Source organism: Paenibacillus yonginensis (assembly GCF_001685395.1).
Lineage (GTDB): Bacteria > Bacillota > Bacilli > Paenibacillales > Paenibacillaceae > Fontibacillus > Fontibacillus yonginensis.
Genome location: NZ_CP014167.1, coordinates 2,519,653 through 2,546,555, shown reverse-complemented (window position 1 = coordinate 2,546,555; position 26,903 = coordinate 2,519,653). Strand labels below are relative to the sequence as shown.

At 50.0% G+C, this 26,903-nt stretch carries 23 protein-coding genes; 18 read left to right on the top strand and 5 right to left on the bottom strand.

Annotated elements, in window-relative coordinates; genetic code table 11:
* Positions 1-140 precede the first annotated feature (140 nt).
* From AWM70_RS11690 to ltrA, 10 genes are all read left to right on the top strand, one after another.
* Positions 141-1,529, top strand: a complete 1,389-nt coding sequence (locus AWM70_RS11690) for a stage II sporulation protein P (RefSeq protein WP_068696579.1) — start codon at positions 141-143, stop codon at positions 1,527-1,529.
* Between the two features lie 15 nt (positions 1,530-1,544).
* A complete protein-coding gene (locus AWM70_RS11685; protein ID WP_068696577.1) occupies positions 1,545-2,084 on the top strand; it encodes a hypothetical protein in 540 nt (179 codons plus the stop codon).
* An 86-nt stretch (positions 2,085-2,170) separates the two neighbouring features.
* Positions 2,171-3,988 carry a translation elongation factor 4 gene (lepA, locus tag AWM70_RS11680; protein ID WP_068696575.1) on the top strand — a complete coding sequence of 606 codons (1,818 nt, stop codon included), beginning with the start codon at positions 2,171-2,173 and terminating at the stop codon, positions 3,986-3,988.
* A gap of 227 nt (positions 3,989-4,215) precedes the next feature.
* Positions 4,216-5,472 carry a radical SAM family heme chaperone HemW gene (gene hemW / locus AWM70_RS11675; protein ID WP_083180249.1) on the top strand — a complete coding sequence of 419 codons (1,257 nt, stop codon included), beginning with the start codon at positions 4,216-4,218 and terminating at the stop codon, positions 5,470-5,472.
* 187 nt (positions 5,473-5,659) lie between these two features.
* Positions 5,660-6,127, top strand: coding sequence for an N-acetyltransferase (locus tag AWM70_RS11670; protein WP_068696573.1), 468 nt, complete (start codon positions 5,660-5,662; stop codon positions 6,125-6,127).
* Positions 6,128-6,234: 107 nt separating this feature from the next.
* The gene (hrcA, locus tag AWM70_RS11665; protein WP_068696571.1) at positions 6,235-7,263 is read left to right on the top strand and encodes a heat-inducible transcriptional repressor HrcA; all 1,029 of its coding nucleotides are present in this window, start codon (positions 6,235-6,237) and stop codon (positions 7,261-7,263) included.
* 90 nt (positions 7,264-7,353) lie between these two features.
* Entirely contained in the window at positions 7,354-7,953 is a 600-nt protein-coding gene (grpE, locus tag AWM70_RS11660; protein WP_068700597.1) for a nucleotide exchange factor GrpE, read from the top strand.
* Positions 7,954-8,112: 159 nt separating this feature from the next.
* The gene (gene dnaK, locus AWM70_RS11655; RefSeq protein WP_068696569.1) at positions 8,113-9,951 is read left to right on the top strand and encodes a molecular chaperone DnaK; all 1,839 of its coding nucleotides are present in this window, start codon (positions 8,113-8,115) and stop codon (positions 9,949-9,951) included.
* A 196-nt stretch (positions 9,952-10,147) separates the two neighbouring features.
* Entirely contained in the window at positions 10,148-11,275 is a 1,128-nt protein-coding gene (gene dnaJ, locus AWM70_RS11650; RefSeq protein WP_068696567.1) for a molecular chaperone DnaJ, read from the top strand.
* A gap of 465 nt (positions 11,276-11,740) precedes the next feature.
* The gene (gene ltrA / locus AWM70_RS11645; protein WP_068693838.1) at positions 11,741-13,159 is read left to right on the top strand and encodes a group II intron reverse transcriptase/maturase; all 1,419 of its coding nucleotides are present in this window, start codon (positions 11,741-11,743) and stop codon (positions 13,157-13,159) included.
* A 148-nt stretch (positions 13,160-13,307) separates the two neighbouring features.
* Here ltrA and AWM70_RS11640 read toward each other — a convergent pair whose 3' ends face one another.
* The 4 genes from AWM70_RS11640 to AWM70_RS11625 all read right to left on the bottom strand — a co-directional run bounded on the left by AWM70_RS11640 (position 13,308) and on the right by AWM70_RS11625 (position 19,077).
* A complete protein-coding gene (locus AWM70_RS11640) occupies positions 13,308-13,586 on the bottom strand; it encodes a YxcD family protein (RefSeq protein WP_068696565.1) in 279 nt (92 codons plus the stop codon).
* A gap of 3 nt (positions 13,587-13,589) precedes the next feature.
* Complete coding sequence (locus AWM70_RS11635) at positions 13,590-14,027, bottom strand: hypothetical protein (RefSeq protein WP_068696563.1); 438 nt, start codon at positions 14,025-14,027, stop codon at positions 13,590-13,592.
* Positions 14,028-14,182: 155 nt separating this feature from the next.
* Positions 14,183-18,460 carry a S8 family serine peptidase gene (locus tag AWM70_RS24160; RefSeq protein WP_068696561.1) on the bottom strand — a complete coding sequence of 1,426 codons (4,278 nt, stop codon included), beginning with the start codon at positions 18,458-18,460 and terminating at the stop codon, positions 14,183-14,185.
* Between the two features lie 269 nt (positions 18,461-18,729).
* Positions 18,730-19,077, bottom strand: coding sequence for a hypothetical protein (locus AWM70_RS11625; RefSeq protein WP_068696559.1), 348 nt, complete (start codon positions 19,075-19,077; stop codon positions 18,730-18,732).
* Positions 19,078-19,205: 128 nt separating this feature from the next.
* On the opposite strand from AWM70_RS11625, the gene AWM70_RS11620 reads away from it, so the two are divergent.
* The 7 genes from AWM70_RS11620 (at position 19,206) to AWM70_RS11590 (ending at position 24,320) form a co-directional block, all read left to right on the top strand.
* Positions 19,206-19,535, top strand: coding sequence for a hypothetical protein (locus tag AWM70_RS11620; RefSeq protein WP_068696557.1), 330 nt, complete (start codon positions 19,206-19,208; stop codon positions 19,533-19,535).
* Positions 19,536-19,583: 48 nt separating this feature from the next.
* Entirely contained in the window at positions 19,584-19,775 is a 192-nt protein-coding gene (locus tag AWM70_RS11615) for a YfhD family protein (RefSeq protein ID WP_068696555.1), read from the top strand.
* A gap of 209 nt (positions 19,776-19,984) precedes the next feature.
* On the top strand, positions 19,985-20,908 hold the full coding sequence (gene prmA, locus AWM70_RS11610) for a 50S ribosomal protein L11 methyltransferase (protein WP_068700595.1): 924 nt from the start codon (positions 19,985-19,987) through the stop codon (positions 20,906-20,908).
* A 2-nt stretch (positions 20,909-20,910) separates the two neighbouring features.
* Positions 20,911-21,591 (top strand): site-2 protease family protein, encoded by a 681-nt coding sequence (locus AWM70_RS11605; protein WP_068696553.1) that lies wholly within the window; start codon positions 20,911-20,913, stop codon positions 21,589-21,591.
* Between the two features lie 83 nt (positions 21,592-21,674).
* On the top strand, positions 21,675-22,439 hold the full coding sequence (locus tag AWM70_RS11600; protein ID WP_068696551.1) for a 16S rRNA (uracil(1498)-N(3))-methyltransferase: 765 nt from the start codon (positions 21,675-21,677) through the stop codon (positions 22,437-22,439).
* A 2-nt stretch (positions 22,440-22,441) separates the two neighbouring features.
* Positions 22,442-23,785, top strand: coding sequence for a tRNA (N(6)-L-threonylcarbamoyladenosine(37)-C(2))-methylthiotransferase MtaB (gene mtaB, locus AWM70_RS11595; RefSeq protein ID WP_068696549.1), 1,344 nt, complete (start codon positions 22,442-22,444; stop codon positions 23,783-23,785).
* Positions 23,786-23,888: 103 nt separating this feature from the next.
* Positions 23,889-24,320: an NUDIX hydrolase gene (locus tag AWM70_RS11590; RefSeq protein ID WP_068696547.1), complete on the top strand. Its 432-nt coding sequence runs from the start codon at positions 23,889-23,891 to the stop codon at positions 24,318-24,320.
* Here AWM70_RS11590 and AWM70_RS11585 read toward each other — a convergent pair.
* Positions 24,317-25,291, bottom strand: coding sequence for a Na/Pi cotransporter family protein (locus AWM70_RS11585; RefSeq protein WP_068696545.1), 975 nt, complete (start codon positions 25,289-25,291; stop codon positions 24,317-24,319). The two genes, AWM70_RS11590 and AWM70_RS11585, sit on opposite strands and share 4 nt — an antisense overlap.
* A 119-nt stretch (positions 25,292-25,410) precedes the next feature.
* Between AWM70_RS11585 and AWM70_RS11580 the strand changes: the two genes are divergently transcribed.
* Positions 25,411-26,772 (top strand): class I SAM-dependent rRNA methyltransferase, encoded by a 1,362-nt coding sequence (locus AWM70_RS11580; RefSeq protein WP_068696543.1) that lies wholly within the window; start codon positions 25,411-25,413, stop codon positions 26,770-26,772.
* The last annotated feature ends 131 nt before the right edge of the window (positions 26,773-26,903 follow it).

Genomic DNA, 26,903 nt, shown 5'->3' with positions numbered 1-26,903 from the left:
GGCGGCTTTTTTGCCGTTTACTGCGGTCTCCCGTCCTCCCCTCTCAATAAATAATAGATTTCAGGTTCTACCTCTATCATCCGGTTCATAGATTTGAAGTATAAACATGCAATCCACCAACCGGGTAAGGAGGCACAAGAATGAACGGGTTTAAAACATGGAATGTCGGACAGTTCAAACGGAGAACCATTCAAATATTGGCGATGGGCCGGACAATGATCGTGCTTACGCTGTTGTCGTTCATCTTTTTTATGCTGCTGGGGATAGGCGGGCTTGCGGAGAACAAGATGAACAGCTCGCCTGTCTCTTCGATGAAAGGGCTGGCCTCGTCGCTGCCCGGCGGCTTTTTTGCCGAAATGCTGGGTATGGAAGTCCCCCATTTGAAGAACAAGGAGCCGGTGAAGGATGAAGTGCTGACCGGAGCAAATATGACCAATTTCGTCTTCCAGCTGCTGACGAACGTCAACCCATCGGATCCGAAAAGTCTGGTTGCCCGGGAAGTTCCAGGCCTTGCGGCCGGCAATCCGATTCTGCTGCGGGCGGGCTCCGGAATGACGGCGCCGACTGCGCCGGAGGATTATCGTACGGCTGCTGATACGGATGACCACCCCGACAGCAGCGTCACCGATGACTCGGACGAGCAGGACCCGGGCTCGAAGTCGAAGCCTGATCCAAACGGGTCCTCGTCTGCGGGCACCAAAGACCAGGCTGGCGGCGGCAATCCGGCCAAGGATCCGTCTGGCCAGCAGTCTTCGGGCGAGCAGCCGGGAACAAGTAAACCGGATAACGCGGAAGAGTCCAAAGGGAACGGGGGAAAGGAGGGGACCTCCTCCTCCACGGCCAATGAACGAAAAGCAGTCATGATCTACCATTCCCATCCCTATGAATCCTATAATCCTCTGCTGAATAAACAGAGCGATAATCCCAGCTCGTCCAATCCGGCCAAAAATGTTGGGGTTGTCGGTGACTTTATTGCCCGCGAATTGGAGAAAAAAGGAGTAGGGGCTTATCACGCTTTTGAAGACTATATGAAAAATGTGCAGGGCTACAACTATAACTATTCCTACAAGTATTCGCGGGTCACGGTCAAAGAAGCGCTGGCCGAATATGCGGATCTGAATTATTTCATCGACATTCACCGGGATTCGCAAAGATACAGCAAAACAACCACAACCATCAACGGCGTCAGTTATGCGCAGCTTTATTTCATCATCGGACACGGCAATCCTGACTGGAAGAAAAACGAAGCATTCGCCAATAAAATTTATGAACGGATCGAGAAAAAATATCCAGGCCTATCCCGCGGCATCTGGGGCAAAACAAATGCCCAGGGCAACGGGGAATACAACCAGTCCTTATCGCCGAACAGCGTTTTAATCGAGGTAGGCGGTATTGATAATACGAAGGAGGAGCTGCAGCGTACCTCCAAGATTCTGGCCGATACGCTGGCCGACGTTTATTTCGAGAATCAGAAGGCGGAGAAGGTGAACAGTACGGCTTCGGGTTCCAGCAAGACGACAAAACCTTAATAAGGAGGGGATCATATGGCCCGCGGTGTAAAAAAAGTTCTGCTGTATGGAAGCCTGCTGGCCGCAGGAGCGGCCTTGGGCATGCAGCTTGTTTCAGGCGGCGATCCGGCTGGCGGTTATACCGCCCAGGCCGGGTCGCTGCAGGGAACCCTTTCCTCGGGCGTGGCCGCCGCTTCGCAGGGAGCTCCTGCTGCTTCTGCTCCGGTACAACCCGGCAGCGGAACTTCTGCAGCAGGCAGCGGATACGAACAAGGCACTTATGTGAAGCTGCCGAACGGAACAACCTATTATTATGTACAAACCCCGGCACAGCAGCAGGGGCAGGGATCCCTGCCTGCTTCAGCGCAGCTGCCTCAGGTTGCGGGCGGTTCTGCCGGAGAGTCTGGAAATACGGCGGGTGTCCCCCAATACCAGTCTCCTGGACAGCTGCTGATGTCGCCTGCTCCGCAGACCTCGGTTGACCGTTTTGCGGACAAAACGGGGGAGCTGCTGCAGAATGTCTCCCAGAAAAGCATAAATTGGGTCGTCTCTCTGTTTGGTTCGCTTACCGAATAGCTGTTTTTTGTACTTGCCATTGCTGGTGTATCCTTCAATCTGTTATAATGAAGTAATGGTTATAAGTACCTGTGTGGGGGTAAGGCATGAGCGACATTAGAGAACGACAGAAGAAAATCAGGAATTTCAGTATCATTGCACATATAGACCACGGCAAATCCACGTTGGCCGACCGGATTCTTGAATTTACCGGAGCGCTTTCGTCCCGTGAAATGCAAGAGCAGGTGCTGGACCAAATGGAGCTGGAACGGGAACGTGGAATCACGATCAAACTTCAGGCTGTGCGTTTGACCTATAAAGCGGATGACGGCGAAGAATATTTGCTGAACCTGATCGATACACCGGGACACGTCGATTTTACTTATGAAGTTTCCCGGAGTTTGGCCGCCTGTGAAGGCGCATTGCTTGTAGTGGACGCGGCCCAGGGGATTGAAGCCCAGACGCTGGCGAACGTATATCTGGCTTTGGACAATAACTTGGAGATCCTGCCGGTCATCAACAAAATCGATCTGCCGAGCGCCGATCCGGAACGGGTCAAGCAGGAGATCGAAGACGTTATCGGCTTGGATGCCAGCGAAGCCGTATTGGCTTCCGCTAAAGCGGGAATCGGCATCAAGGAAATTCTGGAGCAGGTAGTCCGTCAGGTTCCGGCCCCGACCGGCGATCCGGATGAGCCGCTCAAGGCGCTGATCTTCGACTCGCATTACGACCCTTACAAAGGGGTTATTGTTTATGTCCGCGTAGTGAACGGCAAAATCAAAGCAGGCTCCAAAATTAAAATGATGGCGACCGACAAGACGTTTGACGTTATTGAAGTCGGCGCATTTAAACCGCGTATGAGCATCGTCGACGAACTTAATGTCGGAGACGTAGGTTTCATCGTAGCCGGCATCAAAAATGTCGGCGATACCCGGGTCGGCGACACTGTAACGGACGCCAAGAAGCCGACGGCTGAACCTTTGCCGGGCTACCGCAAAATCAATCCGATGGTTTACTGCGGCTTGTACCCGATCGAAACGTCGGATTACAACGACCTGCGCGAAGCGCTGGAGAAGCTGCAGCTGAACGACGCTTCCCTGAGCTTCGAACCGGAGACGTCCAGCGCGCTGGGCTTCGGTTTCCGCTGCGGTTTCCTCGGTTTGCTGCACATGGACGTTATTCAGGAGCGGATTGAACGTGAATTCAACATTCCGCTGATCACTACGGCGCCAAGCGTTATTTACAAGGTTACGCTGACAAACGGCGAAACGATCGAAATCGACAACCCTTCCAACTATCCGGAAGTGGGACGCATCGAATATGTAGAAGAGCCTTACGTCAAAGCGGCGATTATCGTGCCTAACGATTATGTAGGTACGGTGATGGAGCTTTGCCAAGGCAAACGCGGTGAATTCGTAAATATGGAATACCTGGATACCACCCGGGTTACGATTACGTATCAGATTCCGCTTTCGGAGATCGTTTATGACTTCTTCGATCAGCTGAAGTCAAGCACGAAAGGTTATGCGTCGTTCGACTACGAGCTGTCCGGGTACCGCAAATCCAATCTCGTGAAGATGGATATTCTGCTGAATGGGGAGCAGGTCGACGCCTTGTCCTTTATCGTTCACCGGGATAAAGGTTATCAGCGCGGGCGGATCATTTGCGAGAAGCTTCGTGAGCTGATCCCGCGTCAAATGTTCGAGGTGCCGATTCAGGCTTCCATCGGCACCAAGGTCGTTGCCCGTGAAACCGTTAAAGCGATGCGCAAGAACGTACTCGCGAAGTGTTACGGCGGCGATATTTCCCGGAAACGGAAATTGCTCGAGAAGCAGAAGGAAGGCAAGAAACGGATGAAGCAGGTCGGCAACGTGGAAGTACCGCAGGAAGCGTTTATGGCCGTGCTCAAGATTGACGATAATTAAGGACCTATACAAGCTGAAATTCATTGGGGTTTCTTAATGGATTGTGGCTTGGTTCATAGCAAGGGATTAAGGTATCGTTTATAGCAGGGATCAAGGATCAGGGGGAGCCGTTTAACCGGCTCCCTCTTGCAAATTTGTCTGCCGGAATGAAGGTCTGGAGTAAGAACAAAAGTAAGATTGGTATTAAGGAAGACGGAAGGTTTTGCTTCCAGGAGGTGTTATAGTTCATGAAGATTCATACCGAAACAGGGCTGAGCAATCAAGGGTTGGCTGGTCAACAAGTGGACGCTGGGACAGGAACGGGGAAAGCTCGTTCCAGCTTCGGTTCGCCTAAAGCCGTTTATATTCATATCCCGTTTTGTACAAATAAATGTTTTTACTGTGATTTCAATTCCTATGTGCTGAAGGATCAGCCGGTCATGGATTATTTGCGGGCGCTGGACCGTGAGATGGCGCTTACGGTACAACAGACGCCGCCGCAGCAGATCGATACGATTTTTGTGGGCGGCGGTACGCCGACCGTGCTGACTCCGGACGAAATGGAGTTTTTCCTGGCTTCGGTCCGCAAACATTTTCCAAACTGGGCTCCGGATATTGAATTTACGATGGAAGCCAACCCAGGGACAACTGACCTGGATAAATTGGCGGTAATGAAGGCGGGCGGAGTGAACCGCGTCAGCTTTGGCGTCCAATCCTTCCAGAATACGCTGCTGAGCGGCATTGGCCGCATTCATAATACAGATGATGTTTACCGCAGCCTGGAGAACGCGCATAAAGCCGGACTTCACAACCTGTCGATCGACCTGATGTTCGGGTTGCCGAATCAGACCGTGGAGATGCTGAACGAAAGCATTACCAAAGCGCTTGAGCTGGATCTGCCGCATTATTCGGTCTACAGTCTGAAGGTCGAAGAGAATACGCTGTTCCATACGATGTATCAGAAGAATCAGCTGCCGCTTCCTAATGAAGAAGACGAGCTGCAAATGTATCTGCTGCTGATGTCGAGGATGAAAGAGGCCGGCTACAAGCAATATGAGATCAGCAATTTTGCCAAACCGGGCTTTGAAAGCCGGCACAATATGACGTACTGGCGCAACGAGGACTATTATGGTCTGGGGGCCGGAGCGCATGGCTATGTCGGCAGACAGCGGCATGTGAATATTAAAGGGGTCAACCCTTATAATGAGGGGGCCGCGGCCGGGCTTCCGAGATTGGAGCAGTTTACGGTATCTGCGGAGGAAGCGATGGAGGATTTCGCCATGGTTGGCCTGCGTATGCTGGATGGCCTTCAAACCTCGCGGTTTGAAGACCAGTTTGGCCGGAAGTTTGAAGACATGTTCCAGGCTCCGCTTGAACGCCTTCTCAAGCAGGGACTGCTCGTAAACCGCAGCGACGGGGACGGGTACAAGCTGAGCGAGCAGGGTGTGCTTTACGGAAACGATGTGTTCGGCGCATTTATAGGACATTTGACTCTGGGAGACTGATTTGAAAGGTCCCGGTTGTTCCATTTGAAAAACAAACAGAAACGGATTTTGCCACTGCCGGCAAGGTCCGTTTTTGTGCTTGTTGAGCCGGAAAATATTCCTTTAAAATTTGAAAGGAACCTATTGAAGTTTTATACGAGTTATTGTATATTTATTCGTGTTATTAACCCGAGGAGGTGTACTGACGATGCCAGCCGTTGCCGTATGCAGAACTGCAACCATCGATGATGTTGAACCCTTATTTTTAATGATTGAGGAATATGCGCGAAGGGGCATCATGCTTCCGAGGTCACGCAAGGTTCTGGAACGGCAGATCAACGACTTTGTTGTGGTTGAGGTGGACGGCCAGGTAGCCGGGTGCGGTTCGCTTTGCCAGCTCGGCGACGATTTGGTGGAGATCAGGTCTTTAGGGATTACTGAGGGCTGCAAAGGCCAGGGGTTGGGGTCCATGATCGTCAGCAAGCTGATTGAACAGGCGAAAGCCAGATCCATTCCGAAGATCATGGCGCTGACTTACGAGGTATCCTTTTTTATAAAAAACGGCTTTCAGGTCGTTGATAAAGAGATCTTTCCGGAGAAGGTTTGGACGGATTGCATCCACTGTGCAAAGCAGCATTGCTGCGATGAAATTGCCGTGCTTAAAATGCTGGACTGACTTGACAATCGTCATGTCGGTCTGGTATTTTTGTAATAGTGATTAGCACTCTATCGTAGTGAGTGCTAAAGCGGAAGCGTTAGATAACGAACGGGGAGGGATTACCTATGTTGACGGAGCGACAGAGACTTATTTTAACAACGATTGTGGATGATTACATCCGTTCTGCAGAACCGGTAGGGTCCCGCAGCATCTCGAAACGCGGCGATGTCGGGTACAGTCCGGCCACGATCCGCAACGAGATGTCCGATTTGGAGGAGCTTGGATTCCTGGAGCAGCCGCATACGTCGGCAGGGAGGATTCCATCCCACAAAGGTTATCGGTATTACGTGGATCATCTGGTGCCGTTGGCTTCGCTGGACGCTTCGGAATTAAAGGTGCTTAAGGCCTTTTTTGCTGAAAAGCTGAATGCGGTCGAGCAGGTCGTGCAGCATGCAGGTACGATTTTGTCCCATTTGACGAATTATACTTCGATCCTTCTCGGACCGGAGGTTTTCCATACAACGCTTCGTCATTTTGGACTGCTTCCTTTAAATGATAATAAGGCAGTAGCGATTGTAGTAACAAATACCGGACAGGTAGAGAATAAGACGGTAGCGATTCCGCCCGGTGTTTCGGTTTCGGAAATCGAGCGGATGGTTAATCTGCTGAATCACCGTTTATCCGGTATGCCGATTTATAAGCTGAAAGCGCAGATTTTTCAGGAGATCGGCCGGGAAATGGAGCGTCATGTCTCGCATTATCAGGAACTGATGAGTGTGCTTGATGAAACATTCGGCTCCAATCTGGAGAATCAGCGGATTTTCCTGAGCGGCACGACGAATATGCTGACCCAGCCTGAGTTCAAGGATATAGAGAAGGTTAAGAACATTCTTGATTTGCTTGAGGAGACGCCAACCCTGACGAAGATGATTTCTTCGGTGGCCAGCGGCTCTGGCATCCAGGTTCGCATCGGCAGCGAAAATACCCATGAGGCTATCGCGAACTGCAGCCTGATTACAGCTACGTATTCGGTAGAAGGCGAAGCGCTCGGCTCCATAGCCATTCTTGGACCAACCCGGATGGACTATGCGCGGGTCATCGGGATCTTGAATATTTTGTCCAACAACCTTTCGGCGGCTTTGTCGAAATCATAACGCGGGAAGCGGGATGGTCAAGCAGGCCTGCCCTTCAAGGAGGTGAAGATTTCTTTGAAGAATATCAATCGAACTGAAGAGGAAACCGATATGAACAACGAAGCAAACGTAAATGAGCAAGAACAAGCGACAGTGGAAAATGAACAGGATCTTCAGCAGGAAAATGCAGCTCCTGAAGCAGGTGCGAATGCCTCTGACGATCATGTAGAAGGAGCGGCGGAGGCGGAAGCAGCTGGCAATCCGGAGCTTGAAAGCCTGAGAGCCGAAGCTGCCGAGCATCAGCAGCGTCTGCTTCGCGTTCAGGCCGATTATGACAACTTCCGCAGACGTACGCAGAAGGAGAAAGAAGAACTTGCCAAATATGCTTCGTCCAAGCTGATCAGCGAGCTGCTGCCGGTGTTTGATAATTTTGAACGCGCATTGGCGGCGGGTGTGTCTGAGCAAAATGACCCGTCTTCTTTTGTCAAAGGGGTGGAGATGATTTTCCGCCAGTTTGAAGGCGTACTGAAGGCCGAAGGTTTAACGATTATGGAGACGGTTGGACAACCGTTTAATCCGGAATACCATCAGGCGATCATGACAGTGGAAGTTGATGAGTACGAAGAAGGCATTGTGGTCGAAGAGCTGCAAAAAGGCTACATGCTGAAAGACAAGGTGCTTCGTCCGGCGATGGTGAAGGTAAGCGGCTGATCGCGGTCCAGCATTCAGCGAATTTTCCTTTCATCTGAGCGGTTAAGCTTGAGGTGGAAGGGCCAATCAGCCCTGAGGCGTATGGTTCGCTAGGGCCTATGTTTCCGAAGTCTAGTCTTAAGAAGCATATACTCACAAAATTTTAGGAGGACATGTTCCATGAGTAAAGTAATCGGTATTGACTTGGGTACAACCAACTCTTGCGTAGCGGTAATGGAAGGCGGCGAAGCCGTTGTTATCCCGAACCCTGAAGGCGCGCGTACGACTCCGTCCGTAGTAGGCTTCAAGAAAGACGGCGAGCGTATCGTAGGCGAAACGGCTAAACGTCAAGCGATCACTAACCCTGACCGTACTATCATCTCCATCAAGAGACATATGGGTACGAACCATAAAGAAACAATCGACGGCAAAGACTTTACGCCGCAAGAAATCTCCGCCATCATCCTGCAGAAGCTGAAAGCTGACGCGGAAGCTTACCTCGGCCAACCGGTAACGCAAGCGGTTATTACGGTTCCGGCATACTTCAACGACAGTCAGCGCCAAGCAACTAAAGACGCCGGTAAAATCGCTGGTCTCGAAGTGCTGCGTATCGTCAACGAACCAACAGCTGCAGCTTTGGCATACGGTTTGGAGAAATCGGAAGATCAAACAATCCTTGTATTTGACCTTGGCGGCGGTACATTTGACGTTTCCATCCTTGAACTCGGCGACGGCTTCTTCGAAGTTAAAGCCACGAGCGGTGACAACCACCTCGGCGGCGACGACTTTGACCAAGTGATCATCGATCATCTCGTGAACGAATTCAAGAAAGAGCAAGGCATTGATCTGAGCAAAGACAAAGCGGCTGTCCAACGTTTGAAAGATGCTGCCGAGAAAGCGAAAAAAGAACTTTCCGGTGTACTTACGACAACGATCTCTCTGCCGTTTATCACCGTAGTTGACGGAGTGCCTCAGCACTTGGAAGTGAACCTGACTCGCGCTAAATTCGAAGAATTGTCCGCTGGTCTGGTTGAACGCACTTTGGGTCCTACTCGCCAAGCGATGAGCGATGCAGGCTTGTCCGCTTCCGATATCGATAAAGTGGTTCTTGTCGGTGGTTCGACCCGTATTCCAGCCGTTCAGGAAGCCATCAAGAAATTGACTGGCAAAGAACCTCATAAAGGCGTTAACCCGGACGAAGTGGTGGCTCTCGGTGCTGCTGTTCAAGCGGGAGTATTGACTGGCGATGTTAAAGACGTGGTATTGCTCGACGTAACTCCATTGTCTTTGGGTATCGAAACTGCAGGCGGCGTGTTCACCAAAATGATTGACCGCAACACTACGATCCCTACAAGCAAATCGCAAATCTTCTCCACTTACGCGGATAACCAGCCAAGCGTTGAAATCCACGTATTGCAAGGGGAACGCGAAATGGCAGCAGGCAACAAAACGCTGGGACGTTTCACTTTGAACGATATTCCTTTGGCTCCGCGCGGCGTACCTCAAATCGAAGTTACGTTTGATATCGACGCGAATGGTATCGTTAACGTATCCGCAACGGACAAAGGCACAGGAAAAAGCCAAAAAATTACGATCACTTCCTCCAGCGGCTTGAGCGACGAAGAAGTGGAACGTATGATGAAGGATGCCGAGCTTCATGCAGATGAGGACAAGAAACGCAAAGAGCTTGTTGAAGCGAAAAACAATGCCGACCAGCTGATCTACAGCGTTGATAAAACGATCAAAGATCTGGGCGACAAAGTGGACGCTTCTGAAATCGAAAAAGCAAACGCGGCCAAAGAAGAGTTGTCCAAAGCCGTTGGCACAGACAATCTGGACGAAATCAAGGCCGCTACCGAGAAGCTGACCGAAATCGTTCAGCAGCTGTCCGTGAAGCTGTATGAGCAAGCTCAGGCTGCTCAAGGCAGCACTGAAGGCGCAGATGCTTCCCAAGGCGGAGCCGGCAAAGACAACGTCGTAGATGCTGATTACGAAGTTGTTGACGAAGACAAGAAATAAAACCTCTAAGAGGAAGCGCGAACGTAGAGCCGACTTTTGAGGAAATAAGGACTTTACGGTACAATGGGTTAATCCAAAACAGAACCGGGGCCGTTTGAGGCATCGGACGAATAGATTAGCACAGTAGGGAGGTCAAAGCGCTTAGGCATTCCGCGCTTTGACTTTCCTTTTGTGCAAAGATGGCGGAGGTGGAAGTGTGGCAGATAAGCGAGATTATTATGAGGTGCTGGGCGTCGGCAAGAACGCATCGGATGATGAAATTAAGAAAGCTTACCGAAAGCTGGCGCGCCAGTATCATCCGGACGTCAATAAAGCGGCCGATGCTGAAGCGAAGTTCAAGGAAGTAAAGGAAGCCTATGACGTACTGAGCGACGGACAGAAACGGGCGAGATACGACCAGTTTGGCCATGTTGATCCTAACCAGGGCATGGGCAGCGGCGGATTCTCCGGAGGGGACTTCGGCGGCTTTGGCGATATCTTTGATATGTTTTTTGGCGGCGGCGGAGGCGGCAGACGTGATCCAAACGCCCCGCAGCGCGGGAACGATTTGCAGTATACGATGACGATTGAATTCAAGGAAGCGGTTTTTGGCGTAGAGAGGGATATTACGATCCCCCGTACGGAAAGCTGTGACACCTGTCACGGCTCGGGGGCTAAGCCGGGTACCCATCCGGAAACCTGTTCCGTATGTCATGGCACAGGCCAGCAGGAAGTTGTTCAGAATACGCCGTTTGGCCGTATGGTGAACCGCCGTGCTTGCTCCAATTGCGGAGGACGCGGGAAAATCATCAAAGAAAAATGCCCAACCTGCTCAGGCAGCGGCCAAGTCAAGAAACAGCGTAAAATCCATGTTCGCATTCCAGCTGGCGTGGACGACGGCGCTCAACTGCGGATGTCCGGCGAAGGCGAAGGCGGTCTTCGCGGTGGCCCCGCAGGCGATCTATACATCGTCATTCGCGTGAAATCCCATGATTTCTTTGAACGCGAAGGCGACGACATCTACTGTGAAGTTCCGCTTACCTTTGCACAGGCGGCGCTAGGGGATGAGATCGAAATTCCTACTTTGACCGAGAAGGTGAAGCTGAAGATTCCGGCCGGAACACAGACGGGAACTTATTTCCGCCTTAAAGGCAAAGGGGTTCCAAAGCTTCGCGGCGTCGGTCAAGGCGACCAGCATGTGAAGGTTGTTGTCGTTACGCCGAGCAGACTCAGCGATGAGCAGAAAGAGCTGCTCCGCCAGTTTGCGGCCCACGACGGGGAACATACCCATGAACACGAGCAGTCCTTCTTTGATCGGATGAAGAGAGCGTTCAGAGGCGACTAAGACTCAGGGCTAAGCATAATAAATACAAAGAGGACAGCGCGGTTTGTGCTGTCCTTTTGTTAGTGTGCCACGCATGGCGATTAACTAGGTGGTGAAAGTCCACTGTGGGGGTTTGTAGTTACCAACCACTAGCCAAGAGCAAGGGTGTCCACCGCGAGGTGGAATCCAAAGGAAGCTGGAGGCAAACTTCCGGCCCAAGGAACACGAACATCATCAGGCATAGGATACGGGATGAGTCTGCTAAACAAGACGAAGTCCAATTAACTACACGGACGTACCAATGTAAATGATGTGGGTATATGGAAGGAAAGTGAATCGTCTTACCGTGGGAGGTCTCATGGACGTGAGGAGATGCACTTCGAATCACGGTTGAAACAAGATTTATCATGAGAAGTCAGCAGACGCCATAGTACCGCGAACAGTCGACGGTTCGAGGGAAGGGCTGAACCTTAGGAGGTGAAGTCAATGAAAGTTACCGAAACAGGAGCCAAGGGCAGCCAACTTCTAACGGAAGACTCTTTGCAAAAGAATAGTGCGGAACACGAAGGATATGCGGGAGTGCACAGTCCTGCGAGGATAACCGAAACCGACGACACCAACGCAACCGAGTCGAAGGACCGGTTGCTTGAGAAAATCGTTAGCAGGGACAACTTGAACGAAGCATTCAAGAGAGTCAAAGCGAACAAGGGATCGCACGGAATCGACGGGATGGGAGTAGATGAACTTCTACAATATCTCAGAGACAACGGCGAGACCATCAAGCAACTGATCTTGGGCGGCAAGTACCGCCCGAATCCCGTTCGAAGGGTAGAGATTCCCAAAGAGAACGGAAAGAAGAGAAACCTTGGCATCCCAACAGTGGTTGACCGAGTCATCCAGCAGGCAATCGCCCAAGTGCTTACGCCAATTTATGAGAGGCAGTTTTCAGACAACAGCTACGGATTCCGACCCAAACGGAGCGCACACCACGCGATGAAACGAAGCCAACAATACGTGCAAGAGGGATATCGTTACGTGGTGGATATGGACTTGGAGAAATACTTTGACACCGTCAACCAAAGCAAGCTTATCGAGGTGCTTTCAAGAACGATCAAAGACGGACGAGTGATCTCGCTCATCCATAAGTATCTCCGGGCGGGAGTCGTCGTGAAGCATAAGTTTGAGGACACGGAAATCGGCGTACCGCAGGGAGGGAACCTAAGTCCGATTCTCAGCAATATCATGCTGAATGAATTGGACAAGGAACTGGAAGCAAGAGGACATCGATTCGTGCGATACGCAGACGATATGCTCATATTCTGCCGGAGCAGGAGGAGTGCGGAGCGTACCCTGACGAAAATTCTCCCTTACATCGAGAAGAAGTTGTTTCTCAAGGTAAACCGGGAGAAAACGATTGTGGACGATGCGACAAAAGTTAAATTTCTTGGCTTCTCATTCTACCAGAGCAAAGGGGAAACGCGGGTCAGAATCCATCCCAAATCCGTATCCAAGATGAAAGCTAAAGTGAAAGAGCTAACGTCGAGAAGCAACGGAATGGGCAACACCGACCGGGCGCTGAAGCTTAGGCGTTACATCATGGGATGGGTAAATTATTTCAAGCTTGCTGACATGAAACAACTACTCCAAACCACTGATAAATGGATGAGAAGGCGTATCCGAATGGTCTTCTGGAAGCAATGGAAACGAGTGAGGACGAAACTCGAAAGGCTTATATCGCTCGGAATTCATGAACAGAAGGCGTGGGAATACGCAAACACAAGAAAGGGCTATTGGAGAATCTCCAATAGCCCAATCCTCTCGAAGTCCCTCGGTAACAATAGGCTGAAGAACCTCGGATTCCTTTTCTTTTCTGATTATTATCGACAAGTTACTGCGCATTCCTAATGGAACCGCCGTATACCGAACGGTACGTACGGTGGTGTGGGAGGTCGGCTGCCCAATTAATGGGTAGCCTCCTACCCGATTACCCGCAATTCTCTGGTCATAAAAAAAGTCCGGGATCGGCTTGCACCGTTATCCCGGACTTTCTTGTTTAATCGTTAACTACCGCAATGATTTCGTCTTCAAGGTCCAGTCTTACCTCGTCCTTAAACACCCTTCTGCCGTACTCCTCATGCATGTAGAGCAATATAGCTTCGATCAGGTTGGCCTCAACGATATATTGGCTTCGTCCGGCCGCCCAAACCTCCGCTGTAAATCCTGTGTCCTCATCCCAGGCTAGCTCGACTTGTACATCCGAAGGACGGATTTGCTTTCGGCTGGCTGTATGGATACAAACCGCGTTGACAATTTCGTCTTCCGTCAGAATCATGGATTAATACCGTCCATCCCGTGGGTCAGGTTTGCGAGGACGGCTGAAGCGGCGGAACAAGGCAGCTGCAATCACAACAACCAGATAGATGGCAAAGATGTTAAGGGCGAGTCCAAGCAGGTTGCCAAAACCGCCCATGCTGGCAAACAGGCTGCCGAACAGCAGACCGGACAAACCGCCGATCATCATGCCTTTCATGAAGCTTCCGCCGCTGAAGAAACCGCGGTTAGCCGTAGAAGCGGCTGTTCCGCCTGTTGTGCTGCCTGTGCTGGACTTGGAAACGTTGTCCTTAGTAGTTGATTTATTGGGTGTTGTAGTGTGGGATTTAACACCTGATCTGTAGCTTCCGCCAATGCGACCTTTTGCATCGACACTGTCCTGAACAGTAAAAGCAAAAAACAGGGTAAATGCCATTACAACCATCACGATTTTCTTTAACATTAAATTGACGCCCTCCTGTGAAGTGATGTTTTTTGTGCATATACAAGGTATTACGAACAAGAGCGGAGTACGTTTCAAATTTTTAATAAAATTCCTAAAAATAAAACACCACACCATCTGAAAGATGATGTGGTGTCTCCTAACCAACTTTGATCTTACTCAGACTTTTGCAAGTCCTGCAAAACGCGGTAAATAAGCACAGCTGCCTGAGCTCGGGTCAATTTTCCTTTTGGATCAAAGGTGTTATTGCCCGTACCTTGAAGATAACCTTTCTCTTTGGCAAATTGAATAGCTGCGAGAGAGGAAGAAGAGATGGATGCTTCGTCTTTAAAGTCAAGACTTCCGACTACTGCCGGAAGATCAGCGTCCAAGGACTGGGCAAGAATCACGGCAACTTCTTCCCTTGTGAGTACATGTGAAGCGCCGATTTCTTTGGAACGAGTTTCCCAATCGCTGTCATTTCCAAGCAGACGGTCAAATAAGGTTTTAAATTCGGCTTGGGTTAAAAGATCATTTGGTTTAAAGGTATCCATCGATCCTTTTCCGGTAAATAAATGATGAGCGGCTGCTACTTGAGCTGGTTCCTTTGCCCAATGAGCTGTTAAATCAGCAAAAGTCTTATCATAGCTGGCTGCTGTGAAGGTTCCTGGCTTCTGGACAGAAGCCATAATTTCCTTCTCATCAGTCAATTTACCGAAAGATTCATAAATCCACTTCCCGGAATCTGATAAAGAATAAATTCCTGTTTTTTGCAGGTCTGCCCCGTTATCCAGTTTAAATGTCAAATTTAACGGAGCAGGATATTCGACATCACTTGCCAATAAAGTGAATTCATTAGAGGCGTTTGTGTATTTCCCGCCGCCGGTGATTGAGAAGGTATGATCCGCATTTGGTTTACTAGTAGCAAACTGGATCGAGAATACACTATCAGCGATAAAGGAATCAATATCGCTTGCAGGAATCGTTAAAGCAAATCCAGTAGTTTGAAGAACAAGTGATTTGCCGGAGTTTTTCAACCCTTTTGTAGCCGCAGCAGATAATGTGATCTTATTTGAATCGTATTTTGTAAGATCGGCGGCAGTAAGATCTACAACAATTTCTTTAGCACTGCTCTCTGCTTGTCCTGTCACCGTATCATCCGATACCTTAATAGAAGAGATTACTTTTCCATCTGTGGTTGTTTCGGTTAGGGTACCACCGGCGAGAGTTACTTGACTCTCGGTCCCGCTGCTTGTTGATGGTGTTGTCGTATTAGGCGTGGAACCCGGTGAAGGTCCAGATGGCGGCGATGGAATATTCGAATTTGCCGTTAGGGTTAAATCAACCGCCTTGCTGCCAGTCAAACCAACTTGATCCACGACTTGCAGATTGAGGTTATAGCCGCCGGCAATACCGTTTGTTGGAATAGAGAACGATCCATCCTGTCCAATTTCAAAGCTTCCGCTTGTAACTGTTACTCCGTTTTTGGTCGTAATGCTGTAGCTGCCATTCAAAACGTCTTTGACGATCAGATCCTGATCCCATCCTTCTTTTAAGGCTGGGGCAATATCAATGTTCAGATCTTTGACTTTCCCTGTATAGCTGGAACCTGACGAAAGGGTTGCTTTATTAGCGACATCTAGTTCAGGAGCTTTGGTCTTCACAATAAATGGATCGGTATCCTCGAAGAATGAACCGCCGCTGCCATCATCGTTTTTAAAACCATAGATATCCAGCGTATAAAGGCCGTCTTTCACAGGATAAACTTCCCCGGTATATGGATCAGCATATTCTCCACTCCATGTATATTGGACAGGGGTATTCTCAGTTATATTCTCGTAGAAGAAATCGTCTATCACTGGATCGTAAATAAGACCAAGATGACCTCCTCCATCAAATCCGCCATCCGTATCCAACCCATCGAATAAAGCGATATAAGCGTAAGCAAGCGGATTATAAGACTCGAATTGACCGGTGAGCAGGCCGAGTTCACCGTCTGAGGTTAACGGATAATGAGCCAAACCTTTGCTGCTAGCGGCTTCATCCAGATTAATATACTTAAATCCTTGTAGCCCTTGAAGTTTGTTGAAGTATGCAGCATAAGGGATGCTCAACCGTGTAGCTCCATCGGTGCTTTGAATTACAATGTAACCTTGGAGTTCACCGGAGCTCTGGATTCCTTTAGGGATATGAAGAGTGACGGCAAGGTTTTCTACATCAGATAAGTTGAATTCAGATTGATCGATGGAGATATCGGCGGAAGATATCCCGTTAACCGTCTGATAAACAACGTTGGTTACCGTATAGCTCTTGGATTCCGTAGAAAGATTTTCAATGCGAATGGTTTTAGTGATATCTCCCTCGGATGTGGATTCAAAATGTCCAAAATTTATGCTGCCAGTAACATTTGTTTTGGTAATCAGTTCCCCGAGATCATAGTAGGCGGTCTGATCAATAACCTCTGCTATCGCAGTAGTTTCGACAGCCTTTATAGGCTGAACACGTCCTGCTCCTTGATCCAACAAATCATATTTTGTTGGGTCCAACACCAAGGCGGTATTCATTAATACAGCTTTAATGTCGAAGGGAGAAAATTCACGATCTGGGTAATGGGCTCGTGCTGCTTCTATAACGAGCGCAGCAATGCCGGCAACTTGAGGAGTGGCCATGCTTGTCCCCGTTAAACGCGCATAGGCCTGGTCATAGTTTGCAGAAGGTTCATCTTTTCCATAAGCAGGAACAGAAGATAAAATATTTGTACCTGGCGCTACGATATCCGGTTTGATGTTCAGATTATCTTTTACTGGACCTCTGGAGCTGGTGTCGTTAATGTCATCTCCGGGTTGTTCGGATTTAACGAAATTAGACCAAACAACTTCCAAAGAACCAGGACCATCTTCAAGCTGCTGCAGAAGCTGCTGACCGGCTTCTTGAGGGAGTGACAGCGTTGGAATAAAACTGAAGTCATCTCCTAACAAATAAGGAATATCTCCCGGAACGTTATTAAAGATTATCGCTGCCTTAGCTCCAGCTTGTTTCGCATTGGCAATTTTGTCGACAAAGGTAAGTTCTCCCCTTTGAATTAATACCGCTTTGTCTTTAACGCCACCTTCAATTTTTGTAAAGTCTTCTGGATATCCTAAACCCGCATATACGATTGGAATACTGGTTCCGTCAAGAAGTGAAGGATTTTCGGCAATGTTCCAAGCCATTAAATCTTTTGTGTAAGTTGCATAAGTAACGGAAGTGGCAGTTTCAATAAAGTCTGCTTGGGCTGTGACAACGGGACTAGGCAAGGTAGAATTGCCGACTGTGATGCCAAATGTTGAAGTGCCTGGAGAACCTACTGTATATCTGTCCGGCCCCGAGTTTCCACTGGCAATTACAGAAACTACGCCATCCAGCATAGCGTTATTGATAGCTATTGAAGTTATATAGTTGGAATCATTAAGGCTATTGCCTAAAGACAAGTTAATGATATCCATGCCATCTTCTACAGCACGTTCAATTCCTCCAATAACCCATGAGGACTGTCCGGATCCGTAAGGCCCTAAAACTTTATAAGCATGGATCTTAGCTTGAGGTGCAATGCCAACGACATTGAACTCACTTTGGTCTCGGGCAGCGATAATTCCTGCAACATGTGTTCCATGCTCGGTATAATAAGTTTCGTTATCGGAATTAATTTCTGGATATTTTTCGGGATCTGCATTATGGGCTTTTACCCAGTCTTGGTAAGTGGTTTCATAAGGGTCATCATCATTGTTTACAAAATCCCAGCCACCAGCATAAGCATCTTCAAGTACAGGATGCATATAATCAATTCCAGTATCAATAACACCAATGTTAATTCCATTTCCTTTATAAGACAGCTGGTTTGAACCTAAATAGGTCGCGGCGTTCATCAACCGCTCTGCTTGTGATTCGGTATTCTGGACTTGTTCCGGATCGAGTTTGACCTCGAGATCCGGATAGATGGCTTTAACGTTGTCCATTTTAACCAATTTATCCAGATCACGGCCTGTTACCTGAAGGGAAACGGCATTTATCACCTTTGAATAACTGCTTTGAACATCACTAGAGATCCCCTGATCTCTAAGTTCATCTTCAAATTGCTCCTGCTGGGATTTGATTTGACTAAGAGCACTTTTTTCCGAGGAGGCCGAGAAGGACCTTCCACTGATTTTGTTTTTTGCTTTGAGTACAGCCAAGGGGTTATCGGTCAATTGGACAATGACATTTGTGCTCTCAGTATCCCCGATTTGATCCAACCCCTCGTAAAGATAAGGTTTTCCCGAAAAAGACTGCTGCTCAATGATAGTTTTCATTTGGGCAATTGTTTCCGCACTAAGCTTGGATACTTCTGTTTCTTGAGGAGCAGCTCCTACCCCGGGGGCTAACAGAGTTACGCTCAGAATCGTACTTGTTAGTACACTCAACCATTTCTGTCTCAAATGACATTCCCTCCTAATGACTAATTATGAAGTTATCAGTTAGATTCTACCTTCTATGTAAAACTGCCCCTCCTTTTTGCCCAATGGTAGAATTGGAATATTTGTTTAAGAGTTTAATAGTATGAGGAAGAAAATTCTATATTTTAAACTGATAAAATATTTTGATAAAACAAACAAAAAAAGTAATTAATACATTAAATTACTTAAAAACAAAAAAACCCCCCATAAAACTGGGAGGATAGGAATTGTCTGCGGAAGTGAGAAGATTCTTATATCCAAGGACTGATATATTTCTCATACTCCGGCGGGAAAAGAGGTGTATAAGTGTTATCTATGTATGTCACAGTTTGAACGGCTGAGATTACTTGAGGATGCATGACGCTCGGGTCAGGGCGTACTGCTTCTACATAAATAAGAGCCCTACCGCCCGAAAAATAAATGCCCATTACCCGGATTCCGTAACCGGGATGAGGAGCTTCAGCTCTTATTACGACCCGGTTTACCTCCTGATTGAGCGGCTCGATGCCTATGCTCAAATGGCGGAGAGGTGCCGGATCGGCGTGCTGGAGTCCGCCGGTTCCGGGAAATAGCGCTCTAAATCGATTGTTCCTATCCATTCTGCTGCCTCCCGTTCTGGTTAGATTTTTACTGCTGAGGCATAAAAATCACCTCGCGCCTGCACAATAACAATTAAGCGTGAATGGGTTTGCGTGAATCCTGAATACTAACGAAGCAGGTGAAGAAAATGGCCGAAAAAAATATACTCGCGTATTTCAAAAGTCCCGAGGAAGCGGAAGGCGCAGCACGCAAGCTTCAGGCTCTGCGGGTCGTGGACTACTCCATAGACCGTTTCAGCCGCTATGGCAGCGGAACGATGATGGAATTCGCGCAGGACCTGGAGATGTCCCATCAATCCGCCGGCATTATGGCTAAAGCCGATCCGTCCAACAGCGGGATGAGCGACGGAGGCCAAGGCGGCCCGACCGGGCGGGATATACTGCTTACGGCCGTGGTGGATGAGAATGTCCATCACCAGGCGATGAAGATTGTAGAAGACGCTGGCGGAATGATTTAATCCCGTAATTCCAGATTATAATCCTAATAATAACAGAAGGAGGCCCCCATGAATCATTTGAATAAAACCAACAGCACATCAAACAACAACAAAGCAAACAAAAGTCTGTCCAAACAGCTTGAAGGCCACAATCTGGATGTGGAATTCTCGGAAGAACGTGCCGATCAGGAGGACTGGGAGGCACTCGAGCGAAGCGAACGGGCGGATGCCCGGCAGGAGAAGCGTACCCCTAAACTCTGATCCCCTTAGAAAATCCGGAGAATCGAATACGGCTAGACACCTGGGCCGCCGAGTTCACGAGACCTGTTAACGCAGGAAAGTGAAGCTTTGGCGGTTTTCTTTTTTGTTCCTTTTTATAGTACAATAGAAGGCATGCAAATATCGAGGAGGAAATCGTTTTGAAGATTTGGAAAGAGCTTACGATACATACGACAGAGGAAGCGGTGGAGATGATTTCGAACTTTCTGCACGAATCCGGTGCAGGCGGCGTTTCCATTGAGGAGCATGTCGATAACAATAAACCGAGAGACACTTCTTTGGGACAGTGGTTTGAAATCCCGCCCAATGACATTCCGGAGGGAGAAGCAAAGCTTAGCGGTTATTTCCCGGAAGGCAGCGACATGGACGCCATCCAGCAGGAGATCCAAGAACGGATTGAGGAGCTGCGCGAATATGACATCGATCCGGGCGCCGCTGAATTTTCGCTGCGGGATGTAAGCGAAGACGACTGGGCGAACAATTGGAAAAAATACTTCAAGCCCATCCGCGTTTCGGACCGTTTGACGATCAAACCGACCTGGGAGGATTATCGGCCGGCTTCCGAGCAGGAGAAAATTATCGAGCTTGATCCGGGCATGGCTTTCGGAACAGGAACCCACCCAACAACGGCGCTCTGCTTGCGTACGCTGGAGTCCGTAATTCAGGAAGGCGACGAAGTTATTGATGTAGGCACAGGTTCCGGCATTTTGGCTATCGGGGCAGTCCGGCTTGGAGCCAAGCATGTACTCGCGCTTGACCTCGACCCGATTGCAGTTACGAGCACACGTGAGAATACGCAGCTGAACGGGCTGGAGCAGCAGATCTCAATCTTTGAAAGCGACCTTCTGGCCGTGTTGAAAAGCGGCAAAGGGGCTTCCGAATTGGGCGTAACTCTGCCGGTCCGTGTTGTTGTTGCCAATATTTTAGCTGAAATTATTCTTCTCTTCATTGATGATGTTTATCAGGCGCTTCAGCCTGGCGGATATTATATCGCTTCGGGCATTTACAAGAACAAAGAGAAGGATGTCGAGCAGGGTCTGGTAGCGGCAGGTTTCGAGATCGCGCATACGGCACGTGAAGAAGATTGGGTCGCGTTTGTGGCGAGAAAGGGGTAGACATGGGTTTCCTGAATTCCATTTTTGCTTTTCCTCTGGATGTGCTGCCTTTTATATTGGTAGTCATTCTTATTGCTTTTACGTTCCATGAGTTTGCCCACGCCTATACGGCCTATAAATTTGGTGATCCAACGGCCAAAATGCTGGGGAGGGTGACTTTAAACCCGGCTTCGCATATCGAGCTGTTTGGTACCCTGATGATCCTGCTGCTCGGTTTTGGCTGGGCCCGTCCTGTTCCGGTGAACAGGGACAACTTCAGCAAACCTCGTCTGATGGGGATTATTGTTTCGTTCGTTGGTCCTTTAAGCAACCTGGTGATTGGATTCGTAGCTACCATTGTTTATGTGGCTTTGATTAACGCAGGTGTGATCGGGGGAGAGGGGGCTTCCCGCTTCCAGGTTGCCGTGCAGCTGTTCCTGTACTATTTGAGCATTTTGAATATCGGCCTGTTTTTGTTCAACCTGCTGCCGCTGCCTCCGCTCGACGGTTACCGGATTGTCGAGGATCTTGTTCCACGGCGCATCCGGCCGATGCTGCAGCAATACGAGCAATGGGCTTCTTTGATTTTCCTGCTGTTCGTGTTTATTCCGCCTTTAAGGGCGGTAACGATAGCTCCTTTATACGGATTGATTTATCATATTTTTCATGCGTTTACCCGCGTGTCTTTAAGTTTGTTTGGCTGAAAAAGAACCTCCGAAAGCTGTAGCCAGCTTGGAGCAAAAGTTGTATGATGTAGGATGGCAATTTGGAACAAGGATGGATGTACATGCAGCGTTATTTTATTCCGCCTGAGCAGTTCGGAGAGCAGCAGGTGCAGGTCACGGGCGAAGATGCACGCCATATCACAAAAGTGATGCGCGGCAAACCCGGAGACAAGGTCATTGTCAGCGATGGACAAGGCCGTGTGGTGCTGGCAGAGCTGTCTTTGCTGGAGCCTGAGGGTGTAACCGCGGTTATTCTGGAGACAATGGAGGATACCAGCGAACCCCGGGTCAAGGTGGATATAGCCCAAAGTCTGCCGAAAGGCGATAAAATGGAGACGGTCATCCAGAAGTGTACGGAGATCGGAGCGGCCGCCTTCGTGCCGTTTCTGTCGGAGCGGACGATCGTGCAGTACGATGAGCGCAAGGAAGAGAAGCGGATTGCGCGCTGGAGCAAGATCGCCAAAGAAGCGGCCGAGCAGGCCCATCGGAGCCGTATTCCTGACGTGGAACAGCCGGTGAAATGGAAGCGGCTGCTGGAGCTTTTTGACGGCTATGATCTGGTGTGCATGTGTTATGAAAAAGAACTTGGCGAACAGTTAAGAGACATTGTTCAGCCGTTTGTCGGTTCGCTGGGACCTGAGGTCTCCAGCCGTGTGCTGGTGGTTGTAGGTCCGGAAGGCGGATTTACCGAAGAGGAAGTGGCCGAGGCAGAAGCAGCTGGCGCGAAATCGGTTGGACTCGGCAGACGAATTTTGAGAACGGAAACGGCCGGCATGGCCGCCCTGACCTGCATATTATATGAAACCGGAGAAATGGGGGGAGTTTAGCAATGCCATCTGTAGCTTTTTATACGCTTGGATGTAAAGTTAACTTTTATGATACAGAAGCCATTTGGCAGCTGTTTAAAAACGAAGGATACGAGCAGGTGGACTTTGAGCAGACCGCTGACGTCTATCTGATCAATACCTGTACGGTAACCAATACCGGGGATAAGAAAAGCCGGCAAATTATCCGCCGCGCGGTTCGGCGCAACCCGGACGCGATTATCGCCGTAACCGGATGTTACGCGCAAACCTCGCCGGCTGAAATTATGGACATTCCGGGTGTGGACCTTGTCATCGGCACCCAGGACCGGGACAAAATTCTGGATTACGTCAGGGAAATTCAAAGCAAACGCCAGCCGATCAATGCGGTTCGCAATATTATGAAAACCCGTGAATTTGAGGAGCTGGACGTTCCAAACTTTACAGATCATACCCGGGCTTTCCTGAAAATCCAGGAAGGCTGCAACAACTTCTGCACCTTCTGTATCATTCCTTGGTCCCGCGGATTGTCGCGCAGCCGTGATCCCAAGAGCGTTATCGCTCAAGCGAGACAGCTTGTCGCTTCAGGATATAAAGAAATCGTATTGACCGGCATCCATACCGGCGGCTACGGCGATGATCTGGACGATTATAAGTTGGCCGATCTGCTGTGGGATCTGGATAAAGTGGAAGGGCTGGAGCGCGTCCGGATCAGTTCGATCGAAGCCAGCCAAATCGACGACAGAGTGCTTGAGGTGCTTAAGAAATCACCCAAAATGTGCCGTCATTTCCACATTCCGCTTCAGGCCGGCAACGACGAAGTGCTGAAACGGATGAGACGGAAATACACGATTGCCGAGTTTGAGGAGAAGATCCGTAAAATCCGCGAATTTATGCCGGACGTAGCCATTACTACCGATATCATCGTAGGTTTCCCGGGCGAAACGGACGAGCATTATCGCGACGGCTTTGAGGCTATCAAGCGGATCGGCTTCTCCGAGCTGCACGTCTTCCCTTATTCCAAACGGACGGGCACTCCTGCTGCACGTATGGAGGATCAGGTGGATGAAGAAGTGAAGCATACACGCGTGCATGAGCTGATCGACCTGTCCGAGCAAATGCAGCTGGCTTATGCCGAGAAGTTTGTCGGCGAGGTGCTTGAAGTCATTCCGGAACGCGATGAGAAAGGCCAATATGGTCCTGGCCGCGCAATGGGCATGAGCGACAACTATCTGCAGGTTGTATTTGATACGGCCGAAGATTTAACCGGACGTTTGTGCCGGGTCAAGGTAACCCAAGCAGGCGTGAACGGCTGCGAAGGAACGCTCGTCCGCATTCTGGACGAGCTGCCTGAAGCTGCCGGGCGGTAACAGCTTCATATTTGCAACAACCTCAAGGATTTCATTCCACTGCGGGATGGAATCCTTGTTATTCAAGGTTATTGAAGGATAGACAGAAAGGTAGGGGAACAAGATGGCACATAAAGAAATTTCGGCCGGAGGCGTCGTTTATCGCCGGGAAGGCGGACAGCTTCAAATCCAGCTTATTACAGACCGTTACGGCAAGATGTCTTTCGCCAAAGGCAAACAGGAGCCGGGCGAAACGGTTGAGGAAACCGCGCTTAGAGAGATTTGGGAAGAAACGGGCGTTCATGGCGTTATCGTCCAGCCTATTGATATCATTGCTTATCAATATGAACATGCCGAATTTGGGTTAGTTGATAAGGAAGTCCATTATTACCTGGTCGAAAGCACTCAAGGCGAGCTGAAAGCCCAGATTGAGGAAATCCGCGGCGTAGACTGGTATGAACCAAAGGAGGCCTGGGAGAAGCAGCGTACCTCCGGCTATGATAATAATGACTTTATTTTGGAAAAAGGGCTGAAGCTGCTTGGCGTTGAAGTCTAGGCGAGTTTGTCCAGCCGCTTCCATACAGGCAGATAACACAAGGGCAGGGCGATCAGGGAGCTTAACAAATTAAACAAAGTTTGGCTGTGGGCGATCATCGCCGAAGCATCGGAGGTCATCCAGGCGGAGGCTGCTCCAAGCTCGCGGATAAAGGGCAGGAACAGCAGACAGCCTCCAACATTCAGCACAATATGGGACCAGGCCACAAAGCGGCCGGAGCGGGTTCCGCCGATCGAGGCGATCACGGCCGTCACGCAGGTGCCGACGTTGGAACCAAGTACAACGGCGATGCCGAGCGGCACGGGCAGGGCACCGGCAGCAGCCAGTCCCATAGCAAGCCCGATCACGGCTGCGCTGCTGTGAACGACTGCAGCCAAAACGGCGCCGGCGGCTACGCCCCACAGGATGCTGCTTTCGGCACGTTTAGTGAACCAGTCGATCAAGCCGTAGGTTTGCAGGGCTTCGCCCGTGCTTTGCATCCAGGCAATGGCTGTAAGCACGATGCTGAATCCTGCCGCCGCCAGGGCTGCGTGCTGGGTGGAAATCATCAGAGAGGCGTGTTTTTGCAGCCGGAACGGTAATTTTTCATGCAGGACGACAGCGGCAAACCAGATGCATAAAGAAAGCAGGAGCAGCGGAAGTCCAAAAGAGGAAATATGCAGGGCGATCAGCTCAGTGGTCAGGCAGGTGCCGATATTGCCGCCGAGAATGATCCCCAGCGTCCGGCCATAGGTCAGCAGACCGGCATTGACAAGGCCGATCGTCATCACGGTAACGGCGGTGCTGCTCTGCAGCAGAGCGGTCACGGCCGTACTGAACACCATTCCTTTAAGAGGGGTAGCGGAGACCGTGTTCAGCAGCTTTGTCAGTACCGGTCCTGCCCAGGCCTGCAAAGCCAGCTCCATCATTTTCATGCCAAATATAAAGAGGGCCAGTCCAAAGATCAGCGGGATGATCATTTCGCGGAACACGGCGGACCTCCTTTCCATAGACAAGTTCATGCTGTGGTAATATTTATGCGCGGCAGGGACGAGTCATGACATAAGCGAAAAGTCACTTATTTTGAGAACAGCTAGGAGTGGGAGTTAGAATGGCAGCAGTAATTTTGCAGCGCAGCCGCAAGAAAAGGCTGGAACAGGGACATCCCTGGGTTTATAAAAGTGAGATTGACCGGGTGGAAGAAGGAGCGCTTCCAGGCGATCTGGTAGAGGTCGTGAACCATCAGGGACGTTATTTGGCAACCGGCTATTATAACCCGGCATCCCAGATTACAGTGCGGATCGTTTCATATAAGCCGATTCAGGCGATGGATACGGCTTTTTTTGTTGAACGGTTCACCGATTGCCTCCGACATCGCAGCCGGTTTGTCCAGGAAGACGCCTACCGGCTCGTGTATGGGGAAGCTGATTTTCTGCCGGGACTGATCGTGGACCGCTTTGGCGATGTTCTGGTCATACAGCTGCTTACGCTGGGCATGGATAAACACCGGGATGAGATCGTGGAGGCGCTGGTGCAGGTTCTACAGCCACAAGGCATCTACGAGCGCAGCGATGTCGGCGTCCGGGAGATCGAAGGCCTTGAACAGGTGAAAGGACCTTTATACGGCGACTGCCCGCGTCATGTGACCGTAACGGAGAACGGCCTTTTGATCTCCGTAGACATCGTGGAAGGACAGAAGACCGGCTATTTCTTTGATCAGCGGGAGAACCGCGCCTCCATCGCTCCGCTTATGCTGGGCTGGGGGGAGAAAAGCGGCATCCGGCTTCAGGAGCTGGAAGATCCGGAAGCCGGAACCCGCCTGGTGCCTGTGAACAAAAGCGGCAAAGAAGTGACGTTTCCTTATTGGGACGGTGCGACCGTGCTGGAGTGCTTCTCACACACCGGCAGCTTCACGCTGCATGCCTGCAAATACGGAGCCAAGAAGGTCACTTGTCTCGACATCTCCGAGCATGCCATCGAAAGCGCCCGCGAGAACGTAAAGCTGAACGGGTTCGAAGACCGGGTCGAGTTTGTGGTAGCCGATGCTTTTGATTACCTGCGAAGTCAGGTCAAAGGCCAGGAAGAACGTAAAGCCCGGGCTGAGGGCAAAGTGGACACGTCAACACCGCTTGCGCCCGGCACAGGCCGGACTTGGGATGTGGTTATTCTTGATCCGCCGGCTTTTGCCAAAACAAGAAAAGCGGTGGCCGGTGCCTGCCGGGGTTACAAGGATATCAACCTGCATGGCATGAAGCTGGTTAACGAGGGCGGGTATCTGGTTACGGCCAGCTGCTCCTACCACATGCGTCCCGACCTGTTCCTGAGCACGATCGCCGAGGCGGCAGAGGATGCGGGGAAAATTCTGAGACTGGTGGAATGGCGGGCGGCAGGCAAGGATCATCCGCAAATTTTAGGCGTGGATGAAGGCCACTATCTGAAATTCGCTATTTTTGAGGTGCGCAGCAAAATTTAAAAAAGCTATACCCCGTCAATCAAGCAGGTCCGGTGAAGCGCCGGCCTGCTTTTTCTTTTTTCCAATCGGCAGGGTTTCGGCAAACGCATGTTCCAGTCCAATCCGTTATGGTATACTAGAATCTATCGAAA